Source organism: Streptomyces sp. NPDC060366, assembly GCF_042725135.1.
GTDB lineage: Bacteria > Actinomycetota > Actinomycetes > Streptomycetales > Streptomycetaceae > Streptomyces.
Map to the genome: position 1 here is coordinate 78,433 of NZ_JBHXDC010000015.1, position 19,192 is coordinate 97,624.

Here is a 19,192-nt window from a genome sequence, read left to right on the forward strand (position 1 = left end):
ACCAACAATATGTGGCCCCGTCCCTTCACATGAGGCACAGGACCTTCACAAAGAGATCTAGATCACATAGATTTAGGGGTAACCATCCGGGCAGCTCGCGAGTCTAAGAGGCGATGCCGAGAACGTCTTGGGGGACGTTCATGAGATGTCTTGGGGGATGTCTCAGGCAAGCGTTGGCCGGGGCACGTGCAACTGGGGAGCTTTGAGCGGCCCCCCTGGTTCGTACGTACCCCGGCAGACCGCGTGAAACTGGCTTCTGCCGGCAACCGCAGACGCCCGGCCCGGATCCCGTGGGGGGAATCCGCACCGGGGATATGGGAAGCGCCCCGCTATACCGACCCGTGGGGGGATCGGGAAGCGGGGCGCTTTCTGTTGCGCGCGGGTGGCCGTCCGGTTCCGGTTGGCCGTCCGGTTCGCGGAACCGTAGGCCGGACGGCGGGAACCCTCTGCCGAGGGCTCAGCGGCTCTCGACCGGGACGAAGTCGCGCAGGACCTCACCGGTGTAGATCTGACGCGGGCGGCCGATGCGGGAGCCGGGCTCCTTGATCATCTCGTGCCACTGGGCGATCCAGCCGGGGAGCCGGCCGATCGCGAAGAGCACGGTGAACATCTCGGTCGGGAAGCCCATGGCCCGGTAGATCAGACCCGTGTAGAAGTCCACGTTCGGGTAGAGGTTGCGCGAGACGAAGTAGTCGTCGGAGAGCGCGTGCTCCTCCAGCTTCAGCGCGATGTCGAGCAGCTCGTCGGACTTGCCGAGCGCCGAGAGGACATCGTGCGCCGCCGCCTTGATGATCTTCGCCCGGGGGTCGAAGCTCTTGTAGACGCGGTGGCCGAAGCCCATCAGACGGACGCCGTCCTCCTTGTTCTTCACCTTGCGGATGAAGGAGTCGACATCGCCGCCGTTGGCCTGGATGCCTTCGAGCATCTCCAGCACCGACTGGTTGGCGCCACCGTGCAGCGGGCCCCAGAGGGCGCTGATGCCGGCGGAGATCGAGGCGAACATGTTCGCCTGCGACGAGCCGACCAGACGCACGGTGGAGGTCGAACAGTTCTGCTCGTGGTCCGCGTGCAGGATCAGCAGCTTGTCGAGGGCCGAGACCACGACCGGGTCGAGTTCGTACTCCTGGGCGGGAACCGAGAATGTCATGCGCAGGAAGTTCTCGACGTACCCGAGGTCGTTGCGCGGGTACACGAAGGGGTGCCCGATCGACTTCTTGTACGCGTACGCCGCGATCGTCGGCAGCTTGGCCAGCAGCCGGATCGTCGACAGGTGACGCTGCTTCTCGTCGAACGGGTTGTGGCTGTCCTGGTAGAACGTCGACAGCGCGCTGACCACGGAGGACAGCATGGCCATCGGATGCGCGTCACGCGGGAAGCCGTCGAAGAACCGCTTCACGTCCTCGTGCAGCAGCGTGTGCTGGGTGATCTCGTTCTTGAAGGACGACAGCTCGTCGACCTTGGGAAGTTCACCGTTGATGAGCAGGTAGCCCACCTCGAGGAACGTCGAGCTCTCGGCCAGCTGCTCGATGGGGTAACCGCGGTAGCGGAGGATGCCCTGCTCACCGTCGAGATAGGTGACGCCGGATTTGTAGGCGGCGGTATTGCCGTAGCCGCTGTCCAGAGTCACCAGGCCGGTCTGGGCCCGCAGCTTCCCGATGTCGAAGCCCTTGTCGCCGACGGTGCTGTCGATCACCGGGTAGGTGTACTCGCCATCGCCGTACCGCAGTACTACAGAGTTGTCGCTCACGTCATCCCTCACCGACGTAGTGCCTCTTCTTCGAGGTGCCCTGACTGTCTCTACCATCCCCCATTTGGCTCAGGAGAGTGCACTCGGGGTCGACCATTAGGCCTATTCGCGGCACTGAGTGCCGCCAACTTTCACATCCTGCCCCCTTCGCCCCGGTTCCGAAAGTCCGGGGTGGCATTCCCGTCGCCGGACACTCCCCTGGGGGAGGACGATCCGCCCGAACACGGACCACGGGCGGGACCCGGTCCCGCCGGGTCCCGCCCGGCCGGACAGGCTCAGAAATTCCCGGCCCGGAGGCTGCCGGACAGCCGGTGGTCGAGGGCGGTGCAGCGCCGGCCCGCGGAGACCGTACGGACTGCCTGACCTATCGCCTTCCGGGAACCGACCAGGACGACGAGCTTCTTGGCACGGGTGACCGCCGTGTACAGCAGATTCCGCTGGAGCATCATCCATGCGCCGGTGGTGACCGGGATGACGACGGCCGGGTACTCACTGCCCTGCGAGCGGTGGATCGTCACCGCGTACGCGTGCGCCAGCTCGTCCAGCTCGTCGAAGTCGTAAGGCACTTCCTCGTCCTCGTCGGTCCGTACCGTCAGGCACTGGTCGTCCAGGTTCAGTGAGGTCACGACCCCGACCGTGCCGTTGAAGACCCCGTTCTGCCCCTTGTCGTAGTTGTTTCGGATCTGGGTGACCTTGTCCCCGACGCGGAAGACGCGACCGCCGAGCCGCTTCTCGGGCAGTTCGGGCCGGGCGGGGGTGATGGCCTGCTGGAGAAGGCCGTTGAGGGTCCCCGCGCCCGCCGGGCCGCGGTGCATCGGAGCCAGCACCTGGATGTCGCGCCGCGGGTCGAGCCCGAAGGTGGCGGGGATCCGGCGGGCCGCGACATCCACCGTGAGCTTCCCGGCCTCCTCCGTCTCGTCCTCCACGAACAGGAAGAAGTCACTGAGGCCCTGGGTGATGGGCTGGACCCCGGAGTTGATGCGGTGGGCGTTGGTGACGACCCCCGACTGCTGGGCCTGCCGGAAGATCCGGGTCAGACGCACCTGTGGCACGGGCCCGCCGTCGGCCAGCAGGTCCCGCAACACCTCGCCCGCCCCGACCGACGGCAGCTGGTCGACATCGCCGACGAGCAGCAGATGTGCACCGGGTGCCACCGCCTTGACGAGCTTGTTGGCGAGCAGCAGATCCAGCATGGACGCCTCGTCGACCACCACCAGATCGGCGTCGAGCGGCCGGTCCCTGTCGTACGCCGCGTCCCCACCGGGTTTGAGTTCCAGCAGCCGGTGGACCGTGGACGCCTCGGCGCCGGTGAGCTCGGCGAGGCGCTTGGCCGCGCGGCCGGTGGGCGCCGCGAGGACCACCTTGGCCTTCTTGGCCTTGGCCAGCTCCACGATCGAGCGGACCGTGAAGGACTTTCCGCAGCCCGGTCCGCCGGTCAGGACGGCGACCTTACGGGTGAGGGCGAGGCGCACGGCGGCTTCCTGCTCGGGGGCCAGTTCGGCGCCTGTGCGGCTCGCGAGCCAGGGCAGGGCCTTCTCCCAGTCCACGTCCTGGAAGGCGGGCATCCGGTCATCGGCGGCGCGCAGCAGCCGCAGCAGCTGGGCGGAGAGGGACAGCTCGGCGCGGTGGAAGGGCACCAGGTAGACGGCGGTGACCGGCTCGCCCCCGTCAGGACCCGGGACCTTCTCCCTGACGACTCCCTCCTCCTCGGCGGCGAGCTCGGCGAGGCAGTCGATGACCAGGCCGGTGTCGACCTGGAGGAGCTTCACCGCGTCCGAGATGAGCTGCTCCTCGGGCAGGAAGCAGTGGCCCTGGTCGGTCGACTGGGAGAGCGCGTACTGGAGTCCGGCCTTGGCGCGGTCCGGGCTGTCGTGCGGGATACCGACGGCCTGGGCGATGCGGTCGGCGGTGAGGAAGCCGATGCCCCAGACGTCGGCCGCCAGCCGGTAGGGCTCGTTCTTCACGACCGAGATCGAGGCGTCGCCGTACTTCTTGTAGATGCGGACGGCGATCGAGGTGGAGACACCGACGCCCTGAAGGAAGATCATGACTTCCTTGATCGCCTTCTGCTCCTCCCAGGCGGCGCCGATCAGTTTCGTCCGCTTGGGTCCGAGGCCGGGGACCTCGACGAGCCGCTTCGGCTCCTTCTCGATGATCTCCAGTGTGTCGACGCCGAAATGTTCGACGATCCGTTCGGCGATGCGCGGTCCGATGCCCTTGATCAGTCCGGAGCCGAGATAGCGGCGGATGCCCTGGATGGTCGCGGGCAGGACCGTTGTGTAGTTCTCCACCGTGAACTGTTTGCCGTACTGCGGGTGCGAGGCCCAACGGCCCTCCATCCGCAGCGACTCCCCCGGCTGCGCGCCGAGGAGCGAGCCGACCACGGTGAGCAGATCCGCGCCACGGCCGGTGTCGACGCGGGCGACCGTGTAGCCGTTCTCCTCGTTGCTGTACGTGATCCGCTCAAGAACGCCTTCGAGCACGGCCGGATTGGACATGATCCGACGCTACCGTCCGGGTACGACAGCCGGCCCACCCTGTGGACAACCTCGCCGTCGGACAGCCGTGTCTGTGGACAACTCGCCCTCGGGCAAGGCTCCGAGGAAACGGCCGGAAAAGCTTTAGGGGCCCGGTCCACCGGACCGGGCCCCACGCGCTCCCCCCTCCAACAAAGCTTCCCGATCCCCCCGGACCCCTCCCCGGAAGCCTTGATGCCATGTACGACCACCGTCACCCCGAAAGGGTTGCACGGTTGCGGGCAGTTATTTTCTCTGCCACCAGAAACGATGACAGAAGATGACAGACACTCCTATTTGGCCATGAAAAGCCTTCGTCGCGACAGACGGGCTTCTCTTACAACACATGCCTCACATACCGCTCCGCGACGTCCGTCAGCAGCTCCACGCCGTCCCGCACCCACAGGGTGTCGTTGAAGAGTTCGACCTCGATCGGCCCCTCGTATCCGGCCGCGTCGACCCGTTCACGCCATGCCCGCAGATCGATGACACCGTCACCGATCAGACCACGGCCGTTCAGCACCCCGGCGGGCAACGGCGTCGTCCAGTCGGCCAGTTGGAAGGAGTGGATCCGGCCCCCCGCCCTGGCGATCGCCGCAGGGGCCCGGTCGTCCCACCACAGGTGGTAGGTGTCCACGACGACCCCGACCTGTTCGGCGGGAAAACGCTCCGCGAGATCCAGCGCCTGGTCGAGCGTGGAGACGACACAGCGGTCGGACGCGTACATCGGGTGCAGCGGCTCGATCGCCAGCCGTACGCCGCGCTCACCGGCGTAAGGAGCCAGGACCGCGAGCGCGTCCGCGATCCGCTCACGCGCCCCGTGCAGATCACGGCTGCCGGGCGGCAGCCCGCCCGACACCAGGACAAGGGTGTCGGTGCCCAGGGTCACGGCCTCGTCGATCGCCGCGCGGTTGTCGTCCAGGGCGTCGGCCCGTGCCGCGGGATCGCTCGCCGTGAGGAAGCCGCCGCGGCAAAGGGTGGTGACGGCGAGTCCGGCGTCGTGTACGAGCTTGGCGGCGGCCTCCGTGCCGTACGCCCGCACGGGCTCCCGCCACAACCCCACGCCCGGCACGCCGAGTCGTACACACGCCTCGGTGAGCTCGGGGAGGGTGAGCTGCTTGACCGTCATCTGGTTGATGCTGAACCGGCCGAGGTCGCCCGGCAGTCCGGTCCCACCCGCGCCGGTCGCGTCGGTCGCCCCGGTCACGTCGGTCGCCTCGGTCGTCTCGTTCACGTCCGTCACTGGTCCACTCCGTACACGCCGAGCAGGGACTTCATCCGGCCTTCGGCCACCACCGGGTCCGGGAACAGGCCCAGTCCGTCGGCCAGTTCGTACGCCCGCGCGAGATGCGGGAGCGAACGGGCCGACTGGAGGCCGCCGACCATGGCGAAGTGATCCTGGTGGCCTGCCAGCCAGGCCAGGAACACCACGCCCGTCTTGTAGAAGCGGGTGGGCGCCTGGAAGAGATGACGCGACAGCTCGACCGTGGGATCGAGCAGTTCCCGGAAGCCCTTCGCGTCACCCGTGTCCAGGACACGTACGGCTTCGGCGGCCACCGGCCCGAGCGGGTCGAAGATGCCCAGCAGCGCGTGGCTGAAGCCGCGTTCGTCGCCCGCGATCAGCTCGGGGTAGTTGAAGTCGTCGCCCGTGTAGCAGCGCACGCCCTGCGGGAGGCGCCGGCGCAGCTCGACCTCGCGACGCGCGTCCAGCAGCGAGACCTTGATCCCGTCGATCTTGTCCGGGTGTTCGGAGATGACCTGGAGGAACGTCTCGGTCGCCGCGTCGAGGTCCTTACTGCCCCAGTAGCCCTCCAGCGCCGGGTCGAACATCGGGCCGAGCCAGTGCAGCACCACGGGTTCGTCCGCCTGCCGCAGCAGATGGCCGTAGACGGCCAGATAGTCCTCGGGTCCCCCGGCCGCCGCGGCGAGCGCGCGTGAGGCCATCAGGATGGCCTGGGAGCCGGTCTCCTCGACGAGCGCGAGCTGTTCCTCGTACGCCGCCCGCACCTCCTCCAGAGAATGTGCCCCCGGCGTGAGTTGGTCGGTGCCCACCCCGCACGCGATCCGGCCTCCGGTGGACCGTGCCTCGGCCGCCGAACGGCGGATCAGCTCGGCCGCCCCCGCCCAGTCCAGGCCCATGCCGCGCTGCGCGGTGTCCATGGCCTCCGCGACCCCGAGACCGTGTGACCACAGATGGCGGCGGAAGGCGAGCGTGGTGTCCCAGTCGACGACGACCGGCGCTCCGGGGCTGCTGTCGGCGTACGGGTCGGCCACGACGTGCGCGGCGGAGAAGACCGTACGGGAGACAAGAGGGGCGGCGTCGGCGCCCTTGGTGATGAAGGCGGCGGGTTCTCGGCGCGGCCGGTACGTACGCAGCGTGCCGTCCGCGTCCGGTAGCCGGAGCCCCTGGCCCGGCTTCCCTACGGAGGGCGAGCCGGAGGCCGTGGGGGGTGTGGTTCGGGTGGTCACAGTGAGAGCTCCGGTACGTCGAAGCGGCGTCCCTGCGCCGAGGACTTGAGGCCGAGTTCCGCGAGCTGTACGCCACGTGCGCCGGCGAGCAGGTCCCAGCGGTACGGCTCGCCGAGCGTGATGTGGCGCAGGAACAGCTCCCACTGCGCCTTGAAGCCGTTGTCGAACTCGGTGTTGTCCGGGATCTCCTGCCACTGGTCACGGAAGGACTCGGTGGCGGCGAGGTCCGGGTTCCAGACGGGCTTGGGGGTGGAGCTGCGGTGCTGGACGCGGCAGCGGCGCAGCCCGGCGACGGCCGAGCCGTGGGTGCCGTCGACCTGGAACTCGACGAGTTCGTCGCGGTTGACCCGCACAGCCCAGGAGGAGTTGATCTGCGCGACGATGCCGCCCTCCAGCTCGAAGATCCCGTAGGCGGAGTCGTCGGCGGTGGCCGCGTACGGCTTGCCCTGCTCGTCCCAGCGGCGCGGGATGTGCGTGGTGATGTGCGCCGAGACGGAGTTGACCTTGCCGAACAGCTCGTGCAGGACGTACTCCCAGTGCGGGAACATGTCGACGGTGATGCCGCCGCCGTCCTCGGTCCGGTAGTTCCAGGAGGGCCGCTGCGACTCCTGCCAGTCGCCTTCGAAGACCCAGTAGCCGAACTCGCCTCGTACGGAGAGGATCTCGCCGAAGAAGCCTCCGTCGATGAGGCGCTTCAGCTTCAGAAGGCCGGGAAGGAAGATCTTGTCCTGGACGACCCCGTGCTTGATGCCGGCGCTCTGGGCGAGACGGGCCAGGTCGAGGGCGCCTTCGAGGTCGGTCGCCGTCGGCTTCTCCGTGTAGATGTGCTTCCCGGCAGCAACGGCTTTCTTGATGGCTTCGACCCGCGCGGAGGTGACCTGCGAGTCGAAGTAGATGTCGACGCTGTCGTCGGCGAGGACAGTGTCGAGATCGGTGGACCACTCCGTGAGGCCGTGTCGCTCCGCGACCTCCCTGAGGGCGTGTTCACGGCGCCCGACGAGGATCGGCTCGGGCCACAGCACCTCACCGTCGCCGAGGTCCAGTCCGCCCTGTTCGCGGATCGCGAGGATGGAACGCACCAGGTGCTGCCGGTACCCCATCCGCCCCGTGACGCCGTTCATGGCGATCCGCACTGTCCTGCGTGTCACGAAGTTCCCTCCATACAGCCGTAGCAAGCGCTTTCTATAGGGTATGAAGCTAGCCTGCCGAAAGCGACCGGACAAGAGTCCGGCGCCGATCCACCGCATCACCCACCTTCCGGAGGAACCGCCGATGACAGTCACCCTGGCCGATGTGGCGGCCCGTGCCCGGGTGTCGCCCGCCACCGTTTCCCGTGTGCTGAACGGCAACTACCCGGTGGCCGCATCCACCAGGGAGCGCGTGCTGCGAGCGGTTGACGAGTTGGACTACGTGCTGAACGGACCGGCCAGTTCGCTCGCCGCCGCCACGTCCGACCTGGTCGGGATCCTGGTGAACGACATCGCCGACCCGTTCTTCGGGATCATGGCCGGGGCCGCGCAGACCGAGATCGGCGGCCAGGAGGGAACCGGCCGGGCAGGCGGCGAGAAACTCGCGGTCGTCTGCAACACGGGCGGCTCCCCGGAGCGGGAACTGACCTATCTCACCCTCCTCCAGCGCCAGCGGGCCGCCGCCGTGATCCTCACCGGTGGGGCCCTTGAGGACCCCACTCATATCGCGGCGATGTCGGCCAAACTGACCAAACTCGCCGACGCGGGAACGCACGTCGTGCTGTGCGGGCGGCCTCCGCTGCCCGGCAGCAGCGCGGTCGTCGCGTCGCTGGCGTTCGACAACCGGGGTGGCGGGCGGCGACTCACCGAGCATCTGCTGGCGTTGGGGCACCGCAGGATCGGATATGTCGCGGGACCGGCCGAGCGGACCACGACCCGGCACCGGCTGGAGGGCCACCGGTCGGCGCTGGCCGCCGCGGGACTGACGCAGGACCAGGCCCCGCTGACGGTGCACGGACCCTACGACCGGCGCTCGGGCTACGAGGCGACGCTCGAGTTGCTGCGGCGCTCGCCGGATCTGACGGCGGTGGTCGCCGCGAACGACACGGTGGCGCTCGGCGCGTGCGCGGCGGTGCGTGACCAGGGACTGCGCATCCCCGAGGACATCTCGGTGGCCGGCTTCGACGACCTGCCGTTCTCGGTCGACGCGGTACCGGCGCTGACGACGGTGCGACTACCCCTGTACGAGGCGGGGGCGCGGGCAGGCCGGCTCGCGATGGGGACGGAGGCCCCGCCGCCGGGCGGGATCGCGACGATCGCCGCGGAATTGATGGCGCGGGCTTCGACGGCGCCGCCGCGAGGCTGAGGCCGGGGTCGGGGTCGGGCAGGGCGGGCAGGAGCAGGGGCAGGCGGGGCGGAGCGGCGACCGGCCGGGGTTTCACCCGATCGAGTGTCTTGCTGATCTTGGCGACCTCGACGTACCGTTGACTCAGTCAAGAAAAAATGGGTGAGCGAAGGGTCGGGGGGCCATGACCATTCAAGAAATCCGCGCGTTCAACCGCTTCTACACCAACCTCATCGGCGCGCTGAATTACAGCAAGCACCTCTACACGCCGTACACGCTGACCGAGTCACGCCTGCTCTACGAGCTCGCGCACACGCCGCGTACGGACGCTGCCGAGCTCCGTGCCGAACTGTCGCTGGACGCGGGCTATCTGAGCAGAATGCTGACCAAGTTCGAGCGTGAGGGGCTGGTTGAGCGCGCCCCGTCGGAGCAGGACGCCCGGCGGCAGCGGATCACCCTGACGCGGCAGGGGCGTGGGACCGCCGCGCTGCTCGACGAGCGGTCGCGTGAGGCGGTCGGGACCCTGCTGGACCGGGTCGAGCCGGACGAACGCCCGCGCCTCGTGGAGGCATTGCGGACGGCCAGGGAAATACTGAGCGCGGGCGAGACGCCCGGGGACGGCCGTCGGGCATCCACCCGCCGCGAGGGGCCCGTTCTGCGGGACCCGGTCCCGGGCGATCTGGGCTGGATGGTGCAACGGCACGGCGCGGTGTACGCGGCGGAGTACGGGTGGGACGCCACCTTCGAGGGTCTCGTCGCCAGGATCGTCGCCGACTTCGCCGCGGATCACGACGAGCGGCTGGAGCGGGTGTGGATAGCCGAGCTCGACGGGCGGCCGGTGGGCTCGGTGATGTGTGTACGGGACGAGGCACCGGGCGCCGCGCGGCTGCGCCTGCTCCTCGTCGAACCCGAGGCGCGCGGGCACGGCCTGGGGGAGCGAATGGTAGAGGCGGTTGTGGGTTTCGCCCGCGATGCGGGGTATCGGGAGGTGGTGTTGTGGACCAACGACGTGCTGACCGCTGCCCGCAAGCTGTACGTGCGGGCGGGATTCACCCTCGTCGCCGAGAAACCGCACCATTCGTACGGAGCGGATCTGGTCGGCCAGGACTGGCGGCTGCCGCTCGTCGACGAGTCCGTCGTGGACTCTCCCTCGTGAAAGGAAACACGGAGTGAAATTCGCCTTCTCGACCCTCGGTGTCCCCGGCCTCCCCATTCCCGAGGTCGCCGCCCTCGCCAGTGGGGCCGGCTACCAGGGTGTGGAGTTGCGCGCCCATCCGGAGGAGCCGGTGCACCCCGGCATCGGTTCGCGGGAACGGGCCGCCGTGGTCGACGAGTTCAAGCGTCACGGGGTCGAGATCCTGGCGGTCGCGGGCTACGTGCGGGTGGCTGCGGAAGGCGGGGACGAGGAACAGCTGAGCCAGGAGCTGGATGAACTGATCCGGCTGGCGCGCGATCTGGGCGCGTCGTACGTACGGGTCTTCCCGGGCGGCGGCGATCAGGACCCGGAGGCGGCCGACGCGACGGCCGCCCGTCGACTGGGCACGGCCGCCCCCCTCGCAGCGGATTCACGGGTGCGGATCCTGCTGGAGACGCACGACTCCCACCGCACGGGCGCCGACGCGATCCGCATCCTTGGTCTTGTCGGCCACAAGCAGGTGGGTGCGCTCTGGGACGTGATGCACACCTGGCTCGGCGGGGAACGCCCCGTCACCAGCCATGCGTCGCTGTCGCCTCACCTCGGCTACGTACAGGTCAAGGACATCGCCTCGGCGGAGGACACCACGCCGTTGGCGCTGGGTGCGGGGGTCCTGCCGTTGGGCGAGTGCGTCGGCCTGTTCGCCGGGGACGGGGACGACGGGTGGCTCTGCTGGGAGTACGAGAAGCGCTGGTACCCGGACGCGCCGGACCTGCCCGACCTGCTGATCCCCGGCCGCGAGTACCTGGAGGCACTGCTGGCGCGGGGGCACTGACCGAAGGCCGAAGGAGGTCCGCAGCCGGGACCGCCGGTCGGGGCCAGGTTCCGGTGGAACTCCGCGAAGACGTAACGCAGTTGCCCGTCCGGGATGTGAAGGGTCGGGTACCGAACCGCCGCTCCGGGAAGATTCGGCGCAGCCGACGGCGATGGTGTCGTAGCCGACTCGGTTACGACGGAGGTAAGTGGCTTCAACCGCGGTCATGGGCGACGCGGTCAGCCGCCTGTCCGGTGGCCGGCGGTGAGGGGGGTACGGACGCGCGGCTACCTCCCCCGCGTCCCAGGGACGTCAGCCCGACACCGCCCACCAGCAGGGCGGCCGCGCACCAGCGGAGGGGAGTGATGTCCTCGCCCAGCAGCAGGGCGGCCGAGGACATGCCGAACACCGGGACCAGAAGGGAGAAAGGCGCCACCGACGAGGCCGGGTAGCGGCGGAGCAGGAACCCCCAGGCGCCGAAGCCGAAGATGGTGGTGACCCACGCGACGTAGAAGACCGTGCCGACGCCGGTGAGGTCGAGCGAGCGCAGCGCGGTGAGGCCCACGTCCGGGCCCTCGATCAGCAGGGAGAGGGCCAGCAGGGGCAGTACGGGGACGACGGACACCCAGACCATGAAGTTCAGCGCGTCCGGCGGGGAGGCCTTTCTGGTCAGAACGTTGGAAGCGCCCCAGCAGGCCGCGGCGGCGACGACCAGGGTGAACGCCGCCAAGGGACCCGAGGTCCCTTCGTCCACCGCGGCGACGGCGATACCGGCCAGGGCGACGGCCATACCCAACAGCCGTACCCGGCCGGGTCGTTCGCCGAGAACGATCGCGGCGAAGACCGCCGTGAACACCGCCTGGACCTGGAGGACGAGAGAGGAGAGCCCGGCGGACATGCCCTGATCCATCCCGACGAACAGCAGGCCGAACTTGGCGACTCCGAGCACCAGCCCCACGCCGACCACCCATTTCCAGGCGACCTTGGGGCGGCCCACGAAGAAGACCGCGGGCAGAGCCGCGGCGAGGAAACGGAGAGCGGAGAAGAGCAGTGGCGGAAAGTGGTCGAGGCCCACCTCGATGATGACGAAGTTCAGCCCCCAGACGGCGGCGACCAGAACGGCGAGGACCTTGTGTGCGGTGCGCATGGGACGAGGATCACCGACCCCGACCGTGTAGCACCAGAGCGAATATCTTCATGGTTGGATTGAGCATTGCTTACCAATGGGTGTCGTCGGAGCGGCGGCGCCGAGGAGTGAACATGCTTGATCTGGGCCGGCTCCGCGCTCTCCACGCCGTCTCCGTCCACGGGTCGGTCGCCGCGGCGGCCTCGGCGCTCGGGTACACACCGTCGGCCGTGTCGCAGCAGATCACCAAGTTGGAGCGGGAGACCCGTACGACGTTGCTGGAGCGGCGGGGGCGGGGCGTCGCCCTCACCGAGGAGGCACGCCATCTGGCCGCTACCGCACAGGAGTTGCTCGCGATAGTGGAGCGCGCCGAGACCACGCTGGAGGAGTGCCGGGGGCGACCGACCGGCAGGCTCACCGTCGGGGCCTTCGCGTCAGCCGCACGCGGTCTGCTCCCCGGCGTCCTTGCCGAACTGGCCCGGCGCCACCCGGGACTCGACGTACGGCTCCAGGAGGTCGATCCGCATCTGTCCGTCGACCTGGTGGCTCGCGGCATGCTCGATCTGGCGGTCGCGCACGACTGGGACATCGCACCGCTGCCCGCGCCCGACGGGGTCGAGCAGGCGGTCATCGGGGACGACCGGTGCGACGTTCTCGTACCGGAGGGGCATCCGCTGGCTGCGCGGGCGGCCGTGCGGCGGGAGGACCTGGCGGACGAACGGTGGATCACCCAGCCGCCCGGCACGGTCTGCCACGACTGGCTGACTCGCACGCTGCGCGCGGCCGGCTGCGAGCCGGACATCGCCCATCAGGCCGAGGAGAACCACACTCAACTCGCGCTGGTGGCCGCCGGGCTGGGCGTCGCGATGATCCCGCGGCTGGGACGTGGGCCGCTGCCGGCCGGGGTGCGTGCCGTCGCGCTGGAACCGGTGCCGATGCGGCGGCTGTACGCACTGTGGCGCACGGGCGCGGCACGGCGCCCGGCCGTCACGGCGGCGGTGGAGACACTGCTGCGGCACTGGCCGAACGCCGAACGGACCTGATACGGGGCGAGGTTGGGGGGAGGGGTGGGGGCGGGGGGGGAGGGCCCCCACCCCCACCCGGGCCGTTTCCCTTTCGGCTTACCGCGCCTTTTCCATGAAATAGGCGGAATCTTCGCCTCCTGGGAACTTCGCGCAGCGCCCATCCGTCCTATTTCATGTGCTCCCGTCGACTTTCCGCAGCGCGGTGTCGGCCCTCGTACTCACTGGCTACGATCGCTGACTCCCCTCTCCAGGCCGCCTGCGTCCGGGCAGCACACCGCCACCGGTGCGCCCCCCTTGTATGCGCCGGTGGCGGTCCCGTGCTCGCGGGCTACGGACGCAGCGTCGGCATCCGCTCCATGTCCTGCTTGTCGAGCTTCGCGTCGTACGCGGCCAGCGGCTTCGCCTTGGCGGCGTCCTGCTGCACGGTCGCCGGTGCGACATCCGCCCAGTCGAGGATCCGGGCCGTGGCCTCGGCCTGCTCGTCGGCCACAAGACCGGCGACGTTGGCACCGTGGTTGGCACCCGGCGCGGTGTACACGTGGGTGTCGTGCGTGCCGCGGCCGGGACGGAAGCGCTCGGCGCCCCACGGGTCGTTCTCGCCGTAGACGAACATCATCTGATTCGCGTTACGCCGGACCCAGTTGTCGACGGACGCCATCTCCCACGGCCTGAACTTCATGGGGATGTCGCGCGGGACGAAGTTCCGCGGCGGCTGGTAGCCGTAGCGGCTCAGGTTGCCCAGGTGGGGCAGCTTGATGGCCGGGGAGCCGAGTTCGGTGCCGGCCTGGTAGTAGTACGGCGTGTACGGGGCGAGGCCCTGGTCGGTGTAGAAGGAGAAGCCGGAGATCGCGTCGATGATGTTGTAGATCTCCTCGTCCGACGCGGTGGCCGGAGGGATGTCGGCGCAGTCGGCTTCCAGGCTGTACTGCCAGAAGGCCCAGACGAAGTCGAGCACCACGGCCTCGTACGCCTTGTCGAGCGAGCCGACGGTGGTGAACGTCGCGCCTTCGGCCTCGGCCCACGTCTTGTACATCTTCTCCAGCGGCCCGCGCCTGATCAGCGCCTCGCGCTGGACGGCGTTGAGCTTGGCGCGGCACTCCGCGGTGCCGACCTTCTCGAAGAAGCGGTCGTAGGCGGAATCCTCCTTGTTGACCACGTCGTTGGGTGCGACGTAGGCGACGACGCCGTCCATGTCCCGGGGGTGGAAGCGCTCGTAGTACGTGGCGGTCATGCCGCCCTTCGAGCCGCCGGTGGCGAGCCACTTCTCCGGGTAGATCTTCTTCAGCGCGCCGAAGATCCGGTGCTGGTCGGCCGCGGCCTGCTCGTAGTCGAGCTTGGACCAGTCGGCCGGGTCGGGCCGGGACGGTGTGAAGAAGCGGTATTCGAGCGAGACCTGGTTGCCGTCGATGATCCGTGTCGGCTCACTGCGGCTCGGGTTGGTGGACACGCCGTACCCGCTCGTGAAGAACACGGTGGGGCGGGTGGTGTCCTTGTGAAGCAGCGTGAGCCGCTGCTTGAAGGTGCCCTTCGACGGTCGTTCGTGGTCGACGGGCTGGGTGTAGTTGAGGACGAAGTATCGGTAACCGGGGTACGGCTTCTCCTCGATCAGGCTCATCCCCGGGATGGCGAGGATCTGGTCCTTGATATCGGGGGCCGCGGATCCCGCGTTCCCGTCGGCGGCTGTTGCCGCGCCGGCCGTGCCCAGCGTGCCGACGAGCAGCACGAGCGACAGCAACCATCTCAGCGCCTTGCGCATTCACACTCCCTGTGTTCATGACAGACGCCCGCGAACCTAGCCGGGGAGGTGCCCACGCCGCCAGCCCCCACGAGGCGTCGCACCCGGATGGCGCCTCCGGGTGCGGTGTCTTCAGCCCTCCGCGTCCCGCGCCCCGGTCGGGCCGGGGCGGCGAAGAGGCGGGCCCGGGAGGCGCGTTCGGCAGTCGGGCCGGCAGGCGGGGTGGGGAGGCGAGCCGGGGAGGCCGGGGAGGCCGGGGAGGGGGAAACGCGGAGGGGGCACGAAGGAGACGTGAAGGGAGAGTGGAGGGCGGTTCGGGTCCGAAAGTGGAAGGGTCCGCCGGGTCTTCGTGGCCGAATTCCCGACTGTCCCCGAAGTGGACTCACCCGCCTCCACCGACGCTTAACACGGCCGACACAAGGAGGACATCGCCTTTCCTCGGCGTAACCGGCGCGGCGCCTTGCCATGTCCGGAATGCCATCATCGGACTCACGTCCCGAACGTGTTCCATCGAGCCATTCGGCCATTTATCAACCCCGCCCGCGAGGGCCTCAATTGGTTGCCTCGGCATCACTTCTTCCCTCGTGGAACCGGGTGTCCGGGCGGCGGGCTCGACCCTCGCGGCGGCCCGCCCCCGCGACCTTCACGGCGACGTCTCCGGGCTGCGGGACCGCGTCGCCGAGAGGTCCGGCGCACACCCCACCGAGGTACCCACTCGCGACGTTCCGGACATCACCCCACCGAACAGACTCACGAAGACCGCCAAAGGATGCTGTGATCTGCATCACATATTCCGGGCGTGTCGCACCACCCCCGAACGCCCCGCTCCAAGGCGCAAAAGTGAAGCTGAGAGACCGTGCGGGCACCCCTCGGACCGGCCGGTGACGAGTCGACAGCACAGGGCGATCACATCCCACCCTGTTCACCTACCCCACCGGACCGTTTGAACATACGAAGTGGAGGCGAGGTGGAGAGGTGTCATGGCCGCGGGTGGCCGACGCCTCGCCCAACTCGAACACGGGGGAGGCGACTCCCCCGTGACGGGCGGACGGATCGGATTACCACTCCGGTCCGATGAGTGAAACGGGGGCAGTAATTGACTGACACATAGACCGAGAATCCGTACTTCCCGGACCGCGCTCGACCGGACCGGATAAGCAGCTCTTCCGGCGGCAGCACCGTGAATGAGCTTGTTGTTCCAGGCCGTCGAGCACCTCGGAATCCGGCGCCTCACCGCCGGACGACCGTGAGGTTGATACAGGTGAATCCACGAAGTGTCCTCAGAGCCCCCCACCTCGGACTGGAAAACGATCACTTGAGAATCCTTCAACTAGTCTCGCAGGGCTGCACAATGGCGCAGGTCGCACGCCGGATGGGAATGAGCGACCGCACACTGCGCCGTAAACTGCGGACCATATGCGAACGCGTCGACGTCGAAACGCCGATCGAAGCGGTTGTGTGGGCCGTGCGGCGAAGAATCGTCTGACCCCGTCCCATCCGGAGTGAACGCCCGCGAAAAAGCACGACAAGCAGAATCAGCACCACGCGTGACAGCACCACGAAGCACCACCACACACGCGGGCGACGAGATTACGTAATTCCCGGTTCGGGCAAGTCGGCACCACGAACGGCGGCATCGCGTGACGGTTAGCGGAGGAACCGTCACCGGCCGCCGTTCCCCCGCCCGAACCTCGGACGACCTTCCACGCGGGAACGGTTTTCCCTGCTTGGCCCGCGTGGACGGTCCGACGAAAGACAGGTCACGGCGTTCGGCCGACGTGCCGAGGGTGCGCCGACCTCACGCCGACGGCGTTCGTACGACCCCTGGAACGCCCCCTCGACGGCCCCGTGGCCGTACGGTGCCGGGCCCCTCGCACGGCCCGCTCGCCGCCCGTCCGGGACGGCTCGACGTCCCGCACGTTACCCACCGCGCCACGCCCCGACCGGGGGTGGCCGATGGCGGTCAATTCGTTGTCCGCCGGCGGCCACCCGCGATAGAAAACGGATGTGGCAGGCGAAAAGATTCAATACCCGCAGGGCCGCTCTTCCGCGTCGGCTGTCGACAGTCCCGTGGACGCATCGGTCGAACAGCTCCTCGTCCAGCTCCACTTGGGTTCACTCGACGCCTCGGAGGTCTTCTCCTATCCGGGCCGGAACGACAACTGGTCCGGCGTGACCGACACCGGCAACGCGGTATTCGTGAAGCGCCTCAAAGGGAATCCGAAGGAATCCCTGAAGCGTTATCAGCGGCTGATGTCATTCGAGCGCCTGATGGATCGCGGCCAATCGCCCTTCCCTCGCCCCGAATTCCTGGGCGGTGACGAGGAGCGGCGCCTGCTGGTCTTCGGGATGCTCGACGACATCCGGTCGGGCAGCGAGCTCGCCGCGGAGGAGGAGTTCACCGAGGCGACGTCGGCCGAGGCCGGCCGCACGGTGGCCGCGCTGCACCGACTGCCCTTCCTGCCCGAGGACTTCCCGGAACCGGACCCGCACCCGTACCCGCCCGTCGAGGACCTGCGGTCACTGCCGCTCGAGCACTACGTCAACGCCACCGGCGCGTTCATCCAGGGCTGGGGACTCTTGCAGCGCGACACCGCCCTGCTCGACGGACTCGAACGGCTCCGGGCGGCCGAGGCCGACGTGGCTCACGTGCCCATCCACGGTGATCTGAGGCTGGATCAGTTCCTGGCCACCGACTCGGCGTTGTACGTCAACGACTGGGAGGAGTTCCGGCTCGGCGATCCGGCGCGTGACGTCGGCGCGTACGTCGGTGAGTGGCTGCACCGGGCGGTGCTGCGGATTCCGTCGCAGGAGGCGGACGACGCCTTCTCGGCGACCCTCACCCACGAGGAGGTGGTGGCGCGCGGCAGCGAGGAGCTGACCCGCGTACTGCCGCTGATCGCCGCGTTCCACCGTGGCTACCGCGAGGGCGGCGGCCCCGACGACGGCGGACTCGTCGTGCGGGCCACGTCCTACGCCGGTTGGCATCTGATCGACCGGCTGATCGCCTCGACCAAGGAGAACGGCCGTCTGTCGGCCATCGTCCGGGCGGCGGCGGGGATCGGCCGGACAGCGCTACTTGATCCGCGGAGCTTCGTCTCCACGGTCGGACTCGGGGAGGCCGCATGAGCACGGGCACAGACACGGCCACGAGCACGAGCACGAGCCCGAGCACGGTCACCGAAACGGGAACGGGAACAGGTACGGGCACCGCCGCCGCGACCGCCGCCCGCCCCGTGGACGACCAGCCGCTCCTCTCCTCCGGGCTGCGCGCCGCCCTGGCCGAGGTCCGTATCGCCCCCGACGGCAAGACCGCCTGGGTGCGCGACGACGAGGTGACCGCCGAGTCCCCGCCCGCGATGCGCTTCACGCTCGCCCGCGCCCTGTACGAGGTGCTGCACACCGGACGCGGCATACGCGACCGCAAGGCGCCCAAGACGCTGCGCGCGCCGGAGTACGAGACCCGGATCGCCGAGGCGACCCCGCACGCGGCGACCGTCGCGCCGGCGATCCTGACCGAGCGGCGGACGGCCGCCGGCCGGCGCGTGGTGGAGATCGACGGTCTGCGCCTGGGCGTGCCGGACTCGGTGTCGCTCCAGGAGACCGGGCGTACGGTCGGTGATCCGGGGCGCCCCGTGGTCCGGATGAAGCTCCCTTCGGCCCGCCCACTGCTCTCGCCGGGTTTCTTCCTGGTGGACAGCGGCAAGGGCCGTACCGGTGGCGGCGATCTGCTGCGCATGTATCTGCGGGTGGCCGACGCCGAGCAGGGGCCCGCCCTGTGGAACGCCGTGCTGAGCACGCTGGAGAGCCGGTCGGCGATCTACCGGGCGAAGATCATCTCGAATCCGGCCAGCCTGCCGCGCAACGACGGCATGGTGGTCTATCTGAGTTCCGAATCCTGGGGCGTGGTCGAGGCGTTGACCGAGAGCGCCGTGGCCACGGGGCTGCCCGACGGCCCCTCCCCCGCGTTCGCGCATGTCGTGGCCCCCGGCGTGACGGCCGCCTGGGAGCCGAAGGACGACCGCACCGGCATGCGCGGACTCAGTTTCGGCGAGCACCGTGCACATGTGATGGCCCGCGCGTTCGTCGCCGCCGCCGAGCGGGGCAACGAGCGGCCGACGGTCGCCGAGCTGTCGGCGGCCTGCGCCGCGGCGAACGTCGACCCGGCCGACCCCGCCCGCAATCTCGACTCGGCGCCCTGGCCCTGGACGGCCGGCGTCGACGTCACCACGGACATGACCACCGGCGTCACCACCGGTACCGGGACCGCCGCCGCGCCCTGAACCATCGGCCGTGCGACCGAAAGTGACCG

Annotated in this window: 13 protein-coding genes; 6 read left to right on the forward strand and 7 right to left on the reverse strand. The window is 69.1% G+C overall.

Features of this window, described 5'->3' with window-relative positions; all coding sequences use genetic code 11:
* Nucleotides 1-457: 457 nt before the first annotated feature.
* The 5 genes from ACFWHU_RS29395 to ACFWHU_RS29415 all read right to left on the reverse strand — a co-directional run bounded on the left by ACFWHU_RS29395 (nucleotide 458) and on the right by ACFWHU_RS29415 (nucleotide 7,880).
* Nucleotides 458-1,747 carry a citrate synthase gene (locus tag ACFWHU_RS29395; RefSeq protein WP_385797547.1) on the reverse strand — a complete coding sequence of 430 codons (1,290 nt, stop codon included), beginning with the start codon at nucleotides 1,745-1,747 and terminating at the stop codon, nucleotides 458-460.
* 275 nt (nucleotides 1,748-2,022) lie between these two features.
* The gene (locus tag ACFWHU_RS29400) at nucleotides 2,023-4,245 is read right to left on the reverse strand and encodes an ATP-dependent RecD-like DNA helicase (RefSeq protein ID WP_387228483.1); all 2,223 of its coding nucleotides are present in this window, start codon (nucleotides 4,243-4,245) and stop codon (nucleotides 2,023-2,025) included.
* Nucleotides 4,246-4,600: 355 nt separating this feature from the next.
* Nucleotides 4,601-5,392 carry a sugar phosphate isomerase/epimerase family protein gene (locus ACFWHU_RS29405; RefSeq protein WP_387228575.1) on the reverse strand — a complete coding sequence of 264 codons (792 nt, stop codon included), beginning with the start codon at nucleotides 5,390-5,392 and terminating at the stop codon, nucleotides 4,601-4,603.
* 110 nt (nucleotides 5,393-5,502) lie between these two features.
* The gene (locus tag ACFWHU_RS29410; protein ID WP_385797541.1) at nucleotides 5,503-6,732 is read right to left on the reverse strand and encodes a dihydrodipicolinate synthase family protein; all 1,230 of its coding nucleotides are present in this window, start codon (nucleotides 6,730-6,732) and stop codon (nucleotides 5,503-5,505) included.
* Complete coding sequence (locus tag ACFWHU_RS29415) at nucleotides 6,729-7,880, reverse strand: Gfo/Idh/MocA family protein (RefSeq protein WP_385797538.1); 1,152 nt, start codon at nucleotides 7,878-7,880, stop codon at nucleotides 6,729-6,731. The genes ACFWHU_RS29410 and ACFWHU_RS29415 overlap by 4 nt, the downstream gene beginning before the upstream one ends.
* Before the next feature lie 124 nt (nucleotides 7,881-8,004).
* Here ACFWHU_RS29415 and ACFWHU_RS29420 point away from each other — a divergent pair, with 124 nt between their 5' ends.
* The 3 genes from ACFWHU_RS29420 to ACFWHU_RS29430 all read left to right on the forward strand — a co-directional run bounded on the left by ACFWHU_RS29420 (nucleotide 8,005) and on the right by ACFWHU_RS29430 (nucleotide 11,015).
* A complete protein-coding gene (locus ACFWHU_RS29420) occupies nucleotides 8,005-9,066 on the forward strand; it encodes a LacI family DNA-binding transcriptional regulator (protein ID WP_385797535.1) in 1,062 nt (353 codons plus the stop codon).
* Between the two features lie 163 nt (nucleotides 9,067-9,229).
* The gene (locus tag ACFWHU_RS29425; RefSeq protein WP_387228486.1) at nucleotides 9,230-10,201 is read left to right on the forward strand and encodes a GNAT family N-acetyltransferase; all 972 of its coding nucleotides are present in this window, start codon (nucleotides 9,230-9,232) and stop codon (nucleotides 10,199-10,201) included.
* A gap of 13 nt (nucleotides 10,202-10,214) precedes the next feature.
* Complete coding sequence (locus tag ACFWHU_RS29430; RefSeq protein WP_385797530.1) at nucleotides 10,215-11,015, forward strand: sugar phosphate isomerase/epimerase family protein; 801 nt, start codon at nucleotides 10,215-10,217, stop codon at nucleotides 11,013-11,015.
* A 193-nt stretch (nucleotides 11,016-11,208) separates the two neighbouring features.
* On the opposite strand, the gene ACFWHU_RS29435 is transcribed toward ACFWHU_RS29430, so the two are convergent.
* The gene (locus ACFWHU_RS29435; protein WP_387228488.1) at nucleotides 11,209-12,141 is read right to left on the reverse strand and encodes an EamA family transporter; all 933 of its coding nucleotides are present in this window, start codon (nucleotides 12,139-12,141) and stop codon (nucleotides 11,209-11,211) included.
* 113 nt (nucleotides 12,142-12,254) lie between these two features.
* Between ACFWHU_RS29435 and ACFWHU_RS29440 the strand changes: the two genes are divergently transcribed.
* Nucleotides 12,255-13,163 (forward strand): LysR substrate-binding domain-containing protein, encoded by a 909-nt coding sequence (locus tag ACFWHU_RS29440; RefSeq protein WP_387228491.1) that lies wholly within the window; start codon nucleotides 12,255-12,257, stop codon nucleotides 13,161-13,163.
* A 310-nt stretch (nucleotides 13,164-13,473) separates the two neighbouring features.
* Here ACFWHU_RS29440 and ACFWHU_RS29445 read toward each other — a convergent pair whose 3' ends face one another.
* A complete protein-coding gene (locus ACFWHU_RS29445; protein WP_385797523.1) occupies nucleotides 13,474-14,901 on the reverse strand; it encodes an aminopeptidase in 1,428 nt (475 codons plus the stop codon).
* Nucleotides 14,902-16,950: 2,049 nt separating this feature from the next.
* On the opposite strand from ACFWHU_RS29445, the gene lxmK reads away from it, so the two are divergent.
* Nucleotides 16,951-18,009, forward strand: a complete 1,059-nt coding sequence (gene lxmK, locus ACFWHU_RS29450) for a class V lanthionine synthetase subunit LxmK (protein WP_385797521.1) — start codon at nucleotides 16,951-16,953, stop codon at nucleotides 18,007-18,009.
* Complete coding sequence (locus tag ACFWHU_RS29455) at nucleotides 18,006-19,163, forward strand: T3SS effector HopA1 family protein (protein ID WP_387228493.1); 1,158 nt, start codon at nucleotides 18,006-18,008, stop codon at nucleotides 19,161-19,163. Before lxmK ends, ACFWHU_RS29455 begins: the two co-directional genes overlap by 4 nt.
* The last annotated feature ends 29 nt before the right edge of the window (nucleotides 19,164-19,192 follow it).